Origin of the sequence: Glutamicibacter sp. Je.9.36, assembly GCF_051129975.1 — a bacterium.
GTDB lineage: Bacteria > Actinomycetota > Actinomycetes > Actinomycetales > Micrococcaceae > Glutamicibacter.
This window is the reverse complement of record NZ_JBCPSN010000001.1, coordinates 40,512-55,193: the sequence shown is the minus strand read 5'-3', so window position 1 is coordinate 55,193 and position 14,682 is coordinate 40,512. Positions and strand designations below refer to the sequence as shown.

Below are 14,682 nucleotides of genomic sequence, written 5' to 3'. Positions count from 1 at the left end.
GGATTGGTGGGTGACTGATTCCACTGCGGGGCCCCGCGCCCTGGCAACGCTGACTGACATCCGGGTATTCGATTACCTTTGCCAAGCCCCGGCGACCCGTACCCAGATCGCTGCGGATCTGGGGATCTCCAAGCCCACCGCATCGCAGGCGATCTCGCGCCTGCAGGAGAACGGCCTGGCCTCGGCCATCGAGCGGGACAACGAGCCCAAGCGCGGCCGCGTTCCCGAGCACTATGCGCTGGACAGCGGCTTCGGCCACCTGCTGGCACTGTGCCTGCAAGCGGAATTCCTGCAGGTGCGCGCCACCGACTTGGCCGGAAAGACGCTGGTGGACCGCTTCTACCCGCTGACGGCGCAAACCACCGCAGCGCAGGTAGAGCAAATGGGAGCCCGCGAGATCTCCCGCGTGGCCGCTGAGCTCGGCTCCCCATTGCTGGCCGGGGCCGTGAGCCAGTCAGCCCCGGTGCAGCGCGATGGCGGGCTGCGAGTCCTGGCCACCCCGATTTTCCCTTCCTCCGGGGCCAACCTTGCCGGCCAGTTCGCCGGCGGGGTTCCGGTGCTGCTGGACAACGACGTGAATTGGATGGCCTTGGCCGAAGCCGGGGAGCTGGCCGGTTCGTTGATGATGATCTACATCGGTTCCGGCCTGGGGGCAGGCCTGGTCATCGACGGTGCGCTGCACCGCGGCAAGCACGGCACCGCCGGCGAGCTGGAGACCCAGCTGGTGGGCACCGCGAACCTGCGCGATGCGCTCGGCGAGGCCGGGATGTTCCAGACCCGCGTGCTCTGGGAAAAACTGGCCGATGAACGGAACTGGCCAGCCTTCTTGTCCCCGTTCGGCCGCGTCCTGGCCAACCTGATCGGCTTCGTTGATCCGCAGCGAGTGGTGGCAATCGGCCCGGGGCTCACCCCGCAATTGTGCGCGGCGCTGGAAAGCGAACTGAACAGCTTGCTGCCCAAACCGGTTCATGTTCAGCTGTCCACCTTGGGAACCGAGGCCGCGGCACGGGGCGCTTTGGCCGGCGCCCGGGAGCTGGCCTTGGCCAACTTATGGGAAAACTACCGGGTACGTTGACCAAAGTGATCCAAGCTATATATTGTAAAGAGTCCTTAAAATTTTATTTGCTTCACCGGGGAGACCACTGATGGCACCATCTGACGCATCGGCATCCACGTCGCAGTTCGCTGCCATCGGCCTTGATCTGGGCGGCTCGTCGATCAAGTACGGATTGGTTGGAACCGACGGCAAGCTTGTTGAGAGCACCTTCAGCAAGGCAGCTACCCCTGAGGGCGCGCATCCGGATGCTGTCGCCCAGGTGATGGCGGGCATCGTTGCCGACCTGCAGGAGCTCACCGGCGACGAGTTGGCAGGAATCCCCGCTGGCGTCACCGTGCCTGGCATCGTCATCGACGGCGTCGTGCACTCGGCGGCCAATATCGACAAGGCCTGGATCGGCTTAGACGTCACCGCTACCTTCAGCGCGATCCTGGGCCGCGACGTCTTTGTGCTCAACGACGCGGATGCCGCCGGCGTGGCCGAGGTCTACGCGGGTGCCGGAGCCGAGCAGGGCAAGCCGGTCAAGGGCAGCACCTTGCTGCTGACCCTGGGCACGGGCATCGGCTCGGCCTTCTTCCGCGACGGCGTGCTCTTCCCGAATGTCGAATTCGGCCACCTCGAAATCGACGGATTCAATGCCGAGAGCAAGGCCGCCGCGCGAGTCATGCACGAGGAAAACCTCAGCTGGGAGCAGTACATTGCCCGCCTGCAACGCTACCTGTCCCACGTGGAATTCCTGTGCAGCCCGGATTTGATCATCATCGGCGGAGCGATCTCCGAAGACCACGAAAAGTTCCTGCCGCAGCTGGAACTGCGAGCCAGGATCGTGCCTGCCCAATTCAACAACGCCGCCGGGGTCTTGGGCGCTGCGCATCGCGCGCTGAAACCCGGCAACTAGGAACCTATGCATACGATTGACCCGAAGGCCCAGATCAAGCTCGTCGCCGTTGACATGGACGGCACTTTCCTGGACGGCGAGGGCAAGATCCCCGAGGCATCGTGGGCTGTGATCGACAAGCTCCAGGCCCGCGGCATCAAGTTCGTGCCAGCATCCGGGCGCCAGTTCGCGACCCTGCGCGAGCAGTTCGCCCCCTTGGGGGAGATCGCGATCATTGCCGAGAACGGGACCGTCGTGATGCACGGCGAGAATGAGATCTACTCCAACATCATCGACCCGCCATCGGTAGCCGCCGTGATCCAGGCCGTGCGCAGGCAAGCGGCGCTGGATGCCGGATTGGTGCTGTGCGGACGCCGCACCGCCTATGTGGAGCGCGCCGATGAGCGGTTTGCCAACGCCGTGGCCCCGTACTACCGCGCCGTGCAGGTGGTTGACGACCTGGCCCAGGTCCAGGACCAGATCATCAAGATGGCCGTCAACGTCGGCACCGGCGCCGTGCAGGAAATGGCGGCAGCGCTGCAGGTGCCGCTGCAGGTGGTGATCTCCGGCAGCCACTGGGTGGATGCCATGAACCACGGCGTGCACAAGGGACTGGCCCTGGCAGCCTTGCAGGACAAGCTGGGAATCAGCGCGGATGAAACAGCAGTTTTCGGCGACTACCCCAATGACCTGGAAATGATCAAGGCCGCCACGTACTCCTTCGCCATGGCCAATGCGCATCCTGTGGTGGCAGAAGCCGCGAACTTCACCGCGCCTTCCAACCTCGAGCACGGTGTGCTGCAGGTGCTCGGCGCCTACCTCGATGGGCGTACCCGGCTCTGAAGCTACGGGCAAGATACCTCTTGGGGCCGATGCCGGCGGCGGCCGATTTCCGCTAGGCTCGGGCCTCGAGTGAACCTGCTGGGTGCTATTGGGCAAAAGGGGAATGGACCATGGAATCGACAACAGCCATCATGGGCGCAGTCCTGGTGCTTATCGCCTTGATCGGTTGCGGGGTTTTCGATCGCAAGTCCAAGGGCTAGCGTTCGGGCGGATCTGCACGAGCCGGGGTCTGGGTGGAGGTTTTTCCTTCACCTGGACCCCGGCTTTTCGCGTTGGCTAGTTGCCCAGGTAGTGGCGGATTCCCGCCAGGGCGGCACGTACCCCCGAATCCAATGCGCCACGGTATTCGGGCAGGAAGAACGGGGAGTGGTTGCCAGCCGGTGCTGGATCCTGCGGGTCGGCACCGCCGAACATCCAGAACACGTTCGGCACGCCGATGGCATCGCCCAGGGAGCCGAAGTCCTCGGACCCCATGAGCGGCGGCACCAGGCGGACCTGTTCCTGCCCGAATTCCCCGCGCAGTGCGCCCACGACGTTGCCGGTCTGCTCAGGGTCGTTGTACAGCCGCGGGAAGGTGTAGAGCTGCTCGATCTTCGGCTGCGGAGCACCGGAGGCCTGCGCCTCGGCATTGATGATGCGGGTGACCGCATCCAGCACCTTCTCGCGGACCGGTTCGGTAAGCGTGCGGATGTTCAGCGTGAGCACCGCCGTGTCCGGGATGATGTTTTCCTTCAGGCCCGCATGGAACGAGCCGCAGGTGACCACGGCGGAATCCAGCGGATGCAGTTCGCGCGAGGTGATGGTCTGCAGCCGGGTGATGATATTGGCTCCCAGGACAATCGGGTCGATGGAATCCTGCGGCTGGGAACCATGGGCCTGCTTGCCGTAGAGGGTAACCTCCAGCGAGTTGGCCATCGCCATCGCCGACTCCGGGGTGATGTGGATGATTCCGGTGGGGAAGGGGAAGACATGCTGGCCGAGGACTGCTGATGGCCGCGGGGCCCGCTCCCACAGGCCATCGGCGAGCATGGCGGCGGCGCCGGCGCTGGTTTCCTCGCCGGGCTGGAAGATGAACACCACGGTGCCGGCCCACTGGCCGGTGCTGCGGGCCAGCACGCGGGCCGCGCCCAGGGCGCTGGCCACGTGGGTGTCGTGGCCGCAGCCGTGCATCACCGGCACGTCGGTGCCATCAGCCAGCAGGCCCCTGGCGGTGGAGGCGTAGTCCACCTTGGTGTCCTCGGCGATGGGCAACCCGTCGCTGTCGGCGCGGAAGGCCACCACTGGCCCCTCGCCGTTGCGCAGGATGCCCACCACGCCGGTGCCGCCGCAGCGGAAGTGCTCGATGCCCAGGTCTTCGAGCCTGGACTCGATGAACGCTGCGGTGTTGTGCTCCTGCATGGACAGCTCCGGGGTGCGGTGCAGGTGCAGGTAGTCCTCGTGCAGGGTTTGGGTTTCGGTATCGGTGAGCCCGAAGGTGTTCAGCATGGAATGATCCTCTAGCTTTCTGCGGTGTAGGTTTTCTTGCGGTCGCGCAGGACCCAGGAGAAGACGATGGAGCTGATGACCACGATGGCGGTGGCGAACATGCCCACCGCTGGTGCCGCCGGAACGACCACGAAGTTCATGGCCAGGGCCAACGCCAGGGCGATGATGGTGGGGCGCAGCGACTTCATTGCCACGATGCTCTGGACCAGTACGGCACCCATCAGCGAAGGCAGGATGTACAGGCGGGCCACCTCGATGACTTCGAGGGGGATCATGGAAACCAGCCAGGTGCCCAGCAGGCCGACGAACAGCAGCAAGCTGGTCAGGTGGACGGTGGCGGCACCGCAGATGGCCATGACCGCGGCCAGGTCGCCGCGCTTGGATCCGGGCTTGGCGCCAATGGTGGATTGGGCCACGATCGCCGCCGGAAGCAGCTTATTGGAGATGTTGCCGATCATGAACGCCTGGTACATGGCTGCCGAACCGAGGATGGGGAAGTAGGTCAGCGGTTCGACGATCCACAGCACGCCGAAGGTTGCACCCACGGCGAGGAAGGCGACCCAAATCATGGACGGGGTGATCTGCAGGCCGCTGAAGAACGCGATGTAGATCGGGCCGATCAGCGAGAGCACCAGTCCGATGACCATGGTGATCGAGCCGTAGCGCGAGGTCTGCTTCTCGAATCGCGCCATTGATGCGTCGGCGCCGGTCAATTGAGGTGTCGTAGTCATGATTGATCCTTAGGCGGTGTGCAGGAAGTAGGCGGCGACGATGGAAGCGACGATGGAGATGCCCAAGGCCCATTCCTTGAGCCATTTGATGCTCAGCACCTTGGCCAGGTACAGGCACAATCCCATGCAGGCTGCGGAAATTCCCACCAGAATTGCGTGGATGCTGGATTTTGGCAGTTCGGCAATGGTCAGTGCGGAGAACGCGCCGAGCAGGGCCGCGGTGGGGATCAGCGCCATCATTGCCGGGTTGCGCTTGGACATGGACGCGCCGCCCTTTTTCAGCAGCGGGGTCATGATCAGCGTGCAAATCATCCACATCGCGCCGGACAGGCTCATGGCCAAGAAGGCGACTCCGAAGACCTGCTGGGTGTAGCTGCCGCCACCAAGGGATGCACCCATGGTGCTGGCCGCGATACTCGCAGAACCGGTTTCAGCCGCGGCGGAGCCGATCAGGCCGATGCGCACCAGGACCGCGGGTGTGCCGAACAGGGCCAGCAGTGCGATAGCTACCAGGACCACCGCCAGGGACGGGCCGATGGACGCGACCATGCCGGCACGGAAGGATTCCTTGACTTCGTTAAGCGGCATGTCCACATGCGGGGCTGCTTTCTTTGCCGCCCGCGAATACAAGATGCACTGCACGAAGATGACAGCGAAGACACCCAGCGCACAAAGCCAGAGGACCGGCGAGTTGGCCAAAGCCCAGATGTCGGTTGATCCGGGATCACCTGCTGCCATGACGAGTTGCGGATTCATGAGTGCTCCTTGGGCTGGAAACTGTGGATGTGAGCTGGATCTCTATCGAGTACCAACGATCCGTGATTAGAATGTTTCTGGCAAGATATGGATTGATTAGCCATAATTCTGGCTAAATCCTCCAAATCACCCCAGCTCTGCGCCTTAGAAGTGGGGATTTAGACGAAATAATCTGAACTTTTCCATATGGATCGCAGTGGCACCGGCGCCATGCGGCGGTTGTGGCCTGAAAGCAGGAATTATGTCCGATTTAAACATCCTCAGCGACCTGGAACGGCAAATCATCGTCGCCTTGCAGGTCGATGGCCGTGCGACGTGGCGCAAGATAGCCCGGGTGATTGGCGAACCGGAACGTACCGTTGCCCGCTACGGTTCAGCGCTGCTCGAGCAGCGGAAGGTGAAGATCGCGGCTATTGCCCATCGCGCCGGCGCCGTGATTGCTTCGGTGAGCTGCGCGCCTGGAACGATCCCGGTAGCCAGCCAAGCGCTGTCCGCGCGAACCGACACCAGTTTCACCTATATGGTCACCGGTGAAAGCGACGTCGTCAGCGAACTGCACTACGACGGCGGGTTGCAGGACATCCTGACGTTGCAGCTTCCGGCCACCCCGGGCCTGAGCAATATCCAGATCTACCCGATCCTTAAATACTTCAAGACCATTCGCGCCTGGCGCGGCGGGAAACTGAGCCCAGCGCAGGAAGCGGCTTTGGCCCCCAGCGCCGGAGGGGAGCTGACTACGTGGAACCCCGTCGGCGAGCTGGGGGACAGCGATCACCTCATCATCGACGTGCTGCGCAAGGATGGCCGGGCAAGCATCGAAACCATTTCGCGCCAAGTGCGCCTGAGCGAAACCTCGGTCTCCCGCCGGCTGGATTGGCTGCTGCGCGGCGAGCACATCACCATTCGTGCGCTGGTTGACCCCGCGCTGATGGGATTCAAGGTCGAAGCGCTGCTCTGGGTCCAGGTCTCCCCGGCCCATGTAGACGCGTTGGGGACCCTGCTCACCGGCTTGCCGCAGGTGAGGTATGTTGCCGCGGTGGCTGGCGATGCCCAATTGCTCGTGGACGTCACGGTGCCAACCCAGCGCGATCTCTACGAATTCATTGCCACGACGAACTGGGGCGAAATGGTCCAGCTGCGCACCTCGATGGTGCTCGGTGCCCGCAAGCGCGGCGGACAGCTGGCCGGCGCCTGAACCTGCCGCCGGATAAGGTGTTCAGCAACAATTCACCGGTTTTTCGCCCCCGCAGCCCAAGGGAGCCAGCGGCGGTAAACGCAAGGTGAACACTTCGCCGAAAGGCGATAATAATGCGTAATATCGCCTCAACGGTTCGGAACCGCTTCGGAAGTGGCATAGTCTCACGATACCGGGCGGCATGGCTTCGCTCGCGCTGTTAACAACCAGTTAACGCTGCAGGGGTGAAAGGAATACCGGCAACCGTGAGCAAGAGGTTGACCTACGGGACGAACCAGGGAACGGCTACGCCTGAAAGCGCGTGGCGCAAACGCAAGGACGCGTGGGAGCACTTGGGCTATGTGCTCAGCGAGATCTCTTCTGAATACCAGGAGGAAGACCGCCGCACGGAGCATGAGCTGGAAGCCGGCCGGTTGCTGGGGCTGCTGGCAGCCATAGAACCGTACTGGGCGAATCCAGGCATCGAATACTTCAACGAGGTTTCCCGGCTCATGTCCGGCGGCCAGTACGAAGATGCGATGAAGCTGGTCTACCAGGCGAACCAGACCTTCAGGACGCTGACCCAGTACATTGACCTTGAAGGCCATGACGAGGCGGAACAGGATCCATCCCAGCTGGGCAACGGTGCACCTGGCAACGCCAAGGTGCAGGCCCCGATGGTGGAAATCCTGCTGGTGGATAATGGCCCGGCGGAAGAGATTGAGCTTTTCAAGGAAGAAATCGCCGAACAGCGCCAGCGCACCGATCCGTTCCACTACAACTTCGTGGTGGTGCCCAGCGTGGAAGACGCCCTGGCCGCGATCCTGATCAATCCCGGCATCCAGTCCGTCGTGCTCACCGCCCGCTTTGATGTGCGCACGCGCCGCCGGCTTTCCTCGACGCTCAAGAATTTCATAGCCCGGCGGATGGAAGGCTACTTCCAATCCACCCGGCAGATCCAGGGCCTGCTGGACCTGGAAAACATCCTCGATGAACTGCGCCCCGAAGTCCCGGTGTACCTGATCGCCGGGGTCGCCCTGGAATCCATTGCCCACGAGATCACCGGGCGTTTCCGCCGGATCTTCTCGCGCAATGACCGGATGGACCTGCACCTGTCGATTGTCTCGGAAGTGCTCGAACGCTACCAGACCCCGTTCTTCAACGCCCTGCAGAAGTACGCCAAGCGGCCTGGCGGGGTCTTCCACGCCATGCCGATTTCCCGCGCAGGTTCGGTGCAGAACTCTCCCTGGGCCAGGGACCTGGTGGACTTCTATGGCAAGAACCTGCTGCTGGCCGAAACCTCGGCCACCTCCGGCGGGCTCGATTCCCTCTTGGACCCGCAAAGCTCCATCAAGAAGGCCCACGAGCTGGCGGCCCGGGCTTTTGGCAGCCACCGCACCTACTTCGTCACCAATGGCACGTCGACCGCCAACAAGATCGTGCACCAGTCGATTCTCGCCCCGGGGGACATCGTGCTGGTGGACCGCAATTGCCACAAGTCCCACCACTACTCGCTGGTGCTCGCCGGGGCGAACGTGAGCTACCTGGAGGCCTACCCGCTCAACGAGCATTCGATGTACGGGGCGGTGCCGCTGGAGGAGATCAAGGGGCGGCTGCTGCAGCTGCGCCGCGAGGGCCTGCTGCACAAGGTCAAGATGCTCACCTTGACCAACTGCACCTTCGACGGGATCATCTACGACCCGCGCCGGGTGATGGAAGAATGCCTGGCCATCAAGCCGGATCTGGTGTTCCTCTGGGACGAGGCCTGGTTCGCCTTCGCAGGGTTCCACCCGGTGTACCGCCAGCGCACCGCCATGACCGTGGCGGCCGTGCTGGAAAAGCAGCTGGAAACCGCGGATTACCACCAGCGCTACGCCGCGCAGCGTGCGGCCCTTCCAGCACCGGGCACCGTGGAGCACCCGGAGAATGACCAGGCCTGGCTGGAGACCCGGTTGATTCCGGATCCGGAGCAGGTCCGCTTGCGGGTGTACTCCACCCAGTCCACGCATAAGACCCTGACCTCGTTGCGCCAGGGCTCGATGATCCACATCTACGACCAGGACTTCGCGGTGCGCAACCTCAACGCCTTCCGCGAGGCCTACATGACCCACACCTCCACCTCGCCGAACTACCAGATCCTCGCCTCGCTGGATATCGGCCGGCGCCAGGCCGAGCTGGAAGGCTATGCGCTGGTGCAGCGCCAGGTCGATTTGGCGCAGTCGATTTCGCGGGCCATGGCGCGCAACGAGCTGCTGGGCAAGTATTTCAAGATCCTGCATTCGACGGACCTGATCCCGCAGAAGTACCGCCAGTCCACCACGCAGAACCCGGTGCGCGACGGGCTGGCAGCCTGGGATGAAGCCTGGGCGGAAGACGAGTTCGTGGTGGACCCCTCGCGCCTGACCCTGGACATCAGCCGCACCGGCGTGGACGGGGACACCTTCAAGCACGAGTACCTGATGGATGGGCATTCGATCCAGGTCAACAAGACCAGCCGCACCTCGGTGCTGCTGATGACCAATATCGGCACCACCCGTTCGGCCGTGGCGCACCTGATCGAGGTGCTGGTGAAGATCGCCGAGGAACTGGACCGCAAACGCCGGCTGGATGGGCGAGTGCTGGCGCTGGGCAAGAAGCCTGCGGCCGAACAGATTCCCTTGCCGGATTTCAGCGCCTTCGCTCCAGAATTCGCAGGAGGCGGCGGCAGCGGGGACATGCGTTCGGCCTACTACCTGACCTACCAGGACCCGGCGACGCATTTCCTGTCATCGGCGCAGATCCGCACCCAGCTGGTGAACGGAGAACGCGTGGTGTCGGCGGTATTCGTCACCCCGTACCCGCCGGGATTCCCGGTGCTGGTCCCCGGCCAGGTCATTACCCTGTGCATTCTGGATTACATGGACCGGCTCGATACCAGAGAGATCCACGGCTACCACCAGGACCTGGGCTACCAGGTGTTCACCTGCGAAGCCCTGGAACAGGTCGCGGCGCAGCAATCCTGAGCGCGAAGAGCGGCTCGTCACAGCTTGCGAACCCACCCGGCATCCCCGGGTAGGTTCCGGCTTTCGCGGGGAAGAACGCTGCACGCAAGAACAGGTGCCGTCACGGCAAAGGCCCTGATTCGCGCACCGAATGCGCAAATCAGGGCCTGAATCCAGGGCAGCCCGAAGGCTATATTTTCCGTCCGGCCAGATGCGCCGAGATCGCTTCGAACGCACGAATGGTCGGGAACAGCTTGGAAGCATCCTGCGGCAGCGGCCAGCTGGACAGCTTGACCGCGACCAGCTTGGTTGCCGGATCCATGTAGATCATCTGGCCATGGATGCCCAGGGCCACCGCGGCCCCGGTGGCAGGGTTCGGGAACCAGATCTGGTTCCGGTAGTGCCCGCCGGGCATCATGTTCTCGCCCGGGGACTGGGCGAACGCCTGGACCAGCGCGGGGTCGGACACGAAGGTGTCGGCGATCCATGCCTCGGAGAGAACCTGCTTGCCGGTCAGCGCACGCCCGCCATTGACATAGAGATGGCCGAAACGCGCCAAATCGCGCAGGCAGGCGTTGAATCCGCCGTCGAACATTCCGGTGCCGAATTGGTCAACGCCCATCACCAGGTCCTGCTGGGCACCGAGCTTGGACCAGACATAGTCCGAAAGCAGCTCCTGCAGCGGGGCGCCGCCGGCGGCTTCCAGCACCCAGCCCAGGGCGTCGGTCTCGCAAGAGCGGTATTCGAAGACCCCGCCGTGGGGTCCCTTGGCCTGCAGGGTCAGCAAGAACTCGTACATCCCGATAGGCCCGATGCCGCCACGCGACGGGGCCCAGCCGATGGCCTCCTCCAGCTGGCGCACCTCGGCATTGGGATCCAGATACTCTTCGGAGAATTTGATCCCGGAGCGCATATCCAGCAGGTCGCGCACCCGGGCGCCGGCATAGCCGCTGCGTTCCAGCGCCGGCACATAGGTGGCTACCGCCTGCTCGGTATCAAGCATCCCGGCGTCCACCAGCGCCCCGGCCAGGGAACCCACCAGGGTCTTGCTGACCGACATCAGCAGATGATCGGTCAGCGAGGTCATGGTGTTGTAGTACTTCTCCCAGAGGATCCGTCCATTGTGCATGACCAGCACGGCGTCGGTATTGGTCGCGTGCATTACCCCGCGCACGGTCAGTGCCGGGTCGGTAATGCTCGCTTTGGCCACTTCCAGTTTGCCCAGCTTCTCCTCGGCCAGGTGCAGCCTGACGATCGGGCCATCGCCGCGCGAGACCTTCACGGTGGGATGGATTCTGGCGATGTTCTGGAATGAGCGCTTGATGTTCTGCGGGTACTGCCAGGTGGCGATGTTCAGCGCCTTGCTGGGAGGACCTGCCAAGTTGGCCGCCATGTGCCCGGCGGCATCAGTCGCTTCAGTTGCCATGCTCTGATGGCGGAACGTCAATTCCCTTGTATTGGGATCGGATGCAGGAGATGAAGTGCTTGGCATCGATGCTGAGCTTGGTCTTCTTCTTGCCTTCGTACTGCAGTTTGGCCTTGGTGACCAGGACCCCAAGATCGGCTCCCTTCCATCGGTAATCCTCTACGCCGTAGATGCGCAGGAAGAATGCTTCCTTATGGGTCTGCAGCTGGTGCCAGTCCAATGCGGAACGGGAAAACTGCAGCTTGCCGCGCGAGTCGAGGTAATAGTTTCCGGTGCGTGGGGCATGGGTGATGTACTGCAGGATGTCATCGGTTTCCTTGATGATCATGTGGCTCCAGACATCAGCCCCGCTCATCTCTTCCCAGCGGGCATTGATCTCGTCAACGTCCAGCTCGAATTCCACATCAAGGAATTCAAGCAGGTGGAAGAGGAACAGCGGCACGTCGGCATAGGCTCCGGCGGTGACGTTGGTGATGGCGCTGGCCCCGGAGATGCGCGGGTTCAGTTCGCCCAGGTACACCTCGTCGGTGTCGGTGTCCACCAGCACGTCCACTTCGAAGAAGCCGCGGTAGCCGGTGTCCTTCAGGCCGTTGCCCACCTTGCGGACCAGATCGATGGCGCGCGAACGCTGCGAGTCGGTGACCACATCCGGGTGCATCTCATTGCCGCACCAGCCGCCCTTGTACGGAGTCAGTTCCTTGTAGCCAGCCAGTTCGGTCAGGATCGGCCCAACCACCGTGCCGCATTCGGTCAGCACCGCCTCAACGGCTACCGGCTGGTTGTTGATGCGCTTCATGATCTTGAGTTGTTCGCCGATGATGTTCTTGGCATGAGCCTTGAACTGTGCCTTCGAGTCGATGAAGAAGGTCGTCTTGCCCGAATCGCCGTAGGGGGTCTGGACCACCAGGTCCTTGCCCAAGCCGGCTTCCCCGGCCAGTTCCATGAGCTCGTCGTAGTTATCGGCGGTGCCCAGCACGTTGGGCACCGATGGCGCGCCGGCGGCGTTGCCCAGCTTGGTGGTAACGATCTTCGAGTCCAGTTCGGTGCGCAGGGCGGCCGAGGGCAGGATCAGGTCGTAGCCCAGTTCCTCGCAGATGGATTCGGTTTCCTCGTCGAAGAAGACCATCGCGATCTTCGGCCGGGGACCGCCCGGGGTGCACTGGGAATCGATGTATTCGCGCACCTCGGAGTTCTCCAGCAGCCAGTTGTTGATCTCTTCGGCGCTCTGGAAATCGACATAGGGCTTCTCGGCGGGGGTGAAGACCCGCGGGTGGTGGCCGTCCCAGCCGTCGTAGTAAGTGATGTAGCTGAATTTGCGGACCCAGCGGTCAAGGCCCAGCAGATTGACCGGGGTGGCGCCGAGGAAGAAGATCGGAGTGGTATTGGTGCGGAAGAAATGGCGAACTTCGCTCATGTTCTTCAGCTTGCGGTCCATGCGCAGGACCTTGGCCGGGAGATTCGCGGGTTCGGACTCGTTGTAGGCCGCGTCGACGGCGACGTTGGCGCTGAGCTGATCGGTAACAACGCGCGCCTTGTGGCGCAGCTTGTCCAGATCGCTGGGTTTGGGCATGCGGTGGCGAGAAGCCGGGGCGTGGGCTTCAAGAATGTTGGCCATGATGTGGAGATGTCCTTTGAAACTGTCCGGAGAAGGGCGGTTGCACGGCACAATGCGTGACAGTTTCATGCTCAGCGCTCATCGTAAGCACCGGCACACGTTCTGCTTAACGCGTGGTGAACATTGAGCCCGCCCCCGCCGATGCGGCCTGTGACTTGGCATGCAACGGCAGGTTCGGGCTCAAGGCGAGGTAAAGGTTACTCCTTATTGCGGCAACTGGCCGCCGCTAGCCAGAGACCGTCGAGGCGAAATCCAGCTGCTGGAATTCGAATCCGGCCTGCTGCAGGACTTCGCTGGTGACCTTGCGGCCGGTCAACGCGACCCGGGCATTGGATCCCATGACCGCGGCGCCGATCTTGGGCAGCACCGACCCGGTGGGCAGGCCGGGCAACCCCGCGATGGATCGCAAGGCGGCCATGACCTCGGCATTGCGCAGCGGCTTCGGGCTGGCGGCATGGACCAGGCCGGCAGGGATGGAAGGCTCTTCGAAGCCGAGCAGGCAGCGGATCAAGCGCAGCCAGTCTTCCAGCCCAATCCAGCTGAACCACTGCTTGCCGTCTCCCAGCGGACCGCCCATGCCGGTATTCACCAGCAGGTTCAGCGGGCCAAGCAGGGGAGCGTCGGGGTGCATCACCAGCGAGGTGCGCAAGAGATAGCGCTGCTCGGCGTTGACCGCGGCTTCGGCGAAGGCCTGCTCCCATGCCGAAGCGACCCCGGTCATTTCCGGCAGGGCGCGCTGGTCGCTGGGCACGGGGCTGGACTCGGTCAGCTCTTCCTCGCCGGCGTCGCCGAAGATGGCGGTGGTGCTGGCCTGGATCCAGGTGGCCAGCTGGGGCACCGAGGCTGCGGCTTCGGCCAGGGTCTTGGTGGAGGCCACGCGCGAGTCGGTGAGCGCTGCGATGTTCTCCGGGGTGTTGCGCTTATCGACGCGCTCGCCGGCCAGATTGACCAGGTGCACCGGATTCTTGCTGGACAGCGCACGGGCCCAGGGGCCCTGGTGCACGCCATCCCAGCTGTACTGCTCGGCAGGGAAATCATTTTCCGGGTTGCGGGTCAGCACCGAAACGGAAATGCCGCGGCAGACCAGATCGGCGACGAGGTTGCGGCCAAGGAATCCGCGACCGCCGGAGATCACCACATGGGCTTCGCGCTTGCGGTGCGCACCCGGGGCGATGATCCGGTACAGGCGGGCCGCCGCGATGGCGAAGTCCTTGCACAGGGCGTTGGCCACGGTGAATTTGAAAGCGGTGGTGCCCGGGCCGTTGAGCTCAGCGGCGAAGCGCAGCACGGATCCGTGCTCATGGGGCTCTACCTGCCAGCGCAAGACCATTTCACCGGCCGGCTGCGGCTGGGTGAACTCCACCATGAGCGTGTCCTGGTTGCGCCGGGTGATGGAACCCGAAGGCGCGGTGCTGCGGTGCAGCGGGCCGAAGAATTTGCCCGGCGGCAGCAGGTCCACCTTGGTGCCCACGCCGCGCTGGTCGTCATGCACGACGAAGCCGTCGAAGCTCTTCATCCACTGGCCGGTCTGCGACAGGTTGCCCACGATCGAGTAGACGGCCTGCGGGTCAGCGGCCAGGAACTGTGACTCGGTGCGCTGCCAGTGCGTGAATTTACTCGTGGTGCTCATCTTGGAATAGTTCCTTCCAGCTCGGTTTCTCGGGCATAGCTCTAGGCTACTGTGCCCGGTGCACTTCGGCAGGATAGACATCGAAGCCTGCCTGAACTGTTACACCA

The 14,682-nt window shown here is 63.3% G+C and carries 11 protein-coding genes; 5 read left to right on the top strand and 6 right to left on the bottom strand.

Annotation, left to right across the window (positions count from 1 at the left end):
• The first annotated feature begins 10 nt into the window (after positions 1 to 10).
• The 3 genes from AAZQ98_RS00230 (at position 11) to AAZQ98_RS00220 (ending at position 2,777) form a co-directional block, all read left to right on the top strand.
• A complete protein-coding gene (locus AAZQ98_RS00230; RefSeq protein ID WP_105658888.1) occupies positions 11 to 1,075 on the top strand; it encodes an ROK family transcriptional regulator in 1,065 nt (354 codons plus the stop codon).
• Between the two features lie 70 nt (positions 1,076 to 1,145).
• Positions 1,146 to 1,955 carry a polyphosphate--glucose phosphotransferase gene (gene ppgK / locus AAZQ98_RS00225; RefSeq protein WP_332727753.1) on the top strand — a complete coding sequence of 270 codons (810 nt, stop codon included), beginning with the start codon at positions 1,146 to 1,148 and terminating at the stop codon, positions 1,953 to 1,955.
• 6 nt (positions 1,956 to 1,961) lie between these two features.
• Positions 1,962 to 2,777, top strand: a complete 816-nt coding sequence (locus tag AAZQ98_RS00220; protein WP_434689021.1) for a Cof-type HAD-IIB family hydrolase — start codon at positions 1,962 to 1,964, stop codon at positions 2,775 to 2,777.
• A 276-nt stretch (positions 2,778 to 3,053) separates the two neighbouring features.
• Here AAZQ98_RS00220 and AAZQ98_RS00215 read toward each other — a convergent pair whose 3' ends face one another.
• From AAZQ98_RS00215 to AAZQ98_RS00205, 3 genes are read right to left on the bottom strand one after another with little or no spacing between them, the layout of a single operon-like run.
• Positions 3,054 to 4,262, bottom strand: a complete 1,209-nt coding sequence (locus AAZQ98_RS00215) for an amidohydrolase (RefSeq protein WP_434689020.1) — start codon at positions 4,260 to 4,262, stop codon at positions 3,054 to 3,056.
• Between the two features lie 11 nt (positions 4,263 to 4,273).
• Positions 4,274 to 4,993 carry a hypothetical protein gene (locus AAZQ98_RS00210; protein ID WP_434689018.1) on the bottom strand — a complete coding sequence of 240 codons (720 nt, stop codon included), beginning with the start codon at positions 4,991 to 4,993 and terminating at the stop codon, positions 4,274 to 4,276.
• Between the two features lie 9 nt (positions 4,994 to 5,002).
• Positions 5,003 to 5,749, bottom strand: a complete 747-nt coding sequence (locus AAZQ98_RS00205; protein ID WP_434689017.1) for a DUF5058 family protein — start codon at positions 5,747 to 5,749, stop codon at positions 5,003 to 5,005.
• Positions 5,750 to 5,990: 241 nt separating this feature from the next.
• Here AAZQ98_RS00205 and AAZQ98_RS00200 point away from each other — a divergent pair, with 241 nt between their 5' ends.
• Complete coding sequence (locus AAZQ98_RS00200) at positions 5,991 to 6,944, top strand: Lrp/AsnC family transcriptional regulator (protein ID WP_434689015.1); 954 nt, start codon at positions 5,991 to 5,993, stop codon at positions 6,942 to 6,944.
• Positions 6,945 to 7,189: 245 nt separating this feature from the next.
• Positions 7,190 to 9,925 (top strand): aminotransferase class I/II-fold pyridoxal phosphate-dependent enzyme, encoded by a 2,736-nt coding sequence (locus AAZQ98_RS00195; protein ID WP_434689013.1) that lies wholly within the window; start codon positions 7,190 to 7,192, stop codon positions 9,923 to 9,925.
• 169 nt (positions 9,926 to 10,094) lie between these two features.
• On the opposite strand, the gene AAZQ98_RS00190 is transcribed toward AAZQ98_RS00195, so the two are convergent.
• The 3 genes from AAZQ98_RS00190 to AAZQ98_RS00180 form a co-directional block, all read right to left on the bottom strand.
• Entirely contained in the window at positions 10,095 to 11,330 is a 1,236-nt protein-coding gene (locus AAZQ98_RS00190) for a serine hydrolase domain-containing protein (RefSeq protein ID WP_434689012.1), read from the bottom strand.
• Entirely contained in the window at positions 11,320 to 12,945 is a 1,626-nt protein-coding gene (locus tag AAZQ98_RS00185; RefSeq protein ID WP_105658878.1) for a biotin carboxylase, read from the bottom strand. The genes AAZQ98_RS00190 and AAZQ98_RS00185 overlap by 11 nt, the downstream gene beginning before the upstream one ends.
• A 226-nt stretch (positions 12,946 to 13,171) precedes the next feature.
• Positions 13,172 to 14,575, bottom strand: a complete 1,404-nt coding sequence (locus AAZQ98_RS00180) for an NAD-dependent epimerase/dehydratase family protein (protein WP_434689011.1) — start codon at positions 14,573 to 14,575, stop codon at positions 13,172 to 13,174.
• Between the last annotated feature and the right edge of the window lie 107 nt (positions 14,576 to 14,682).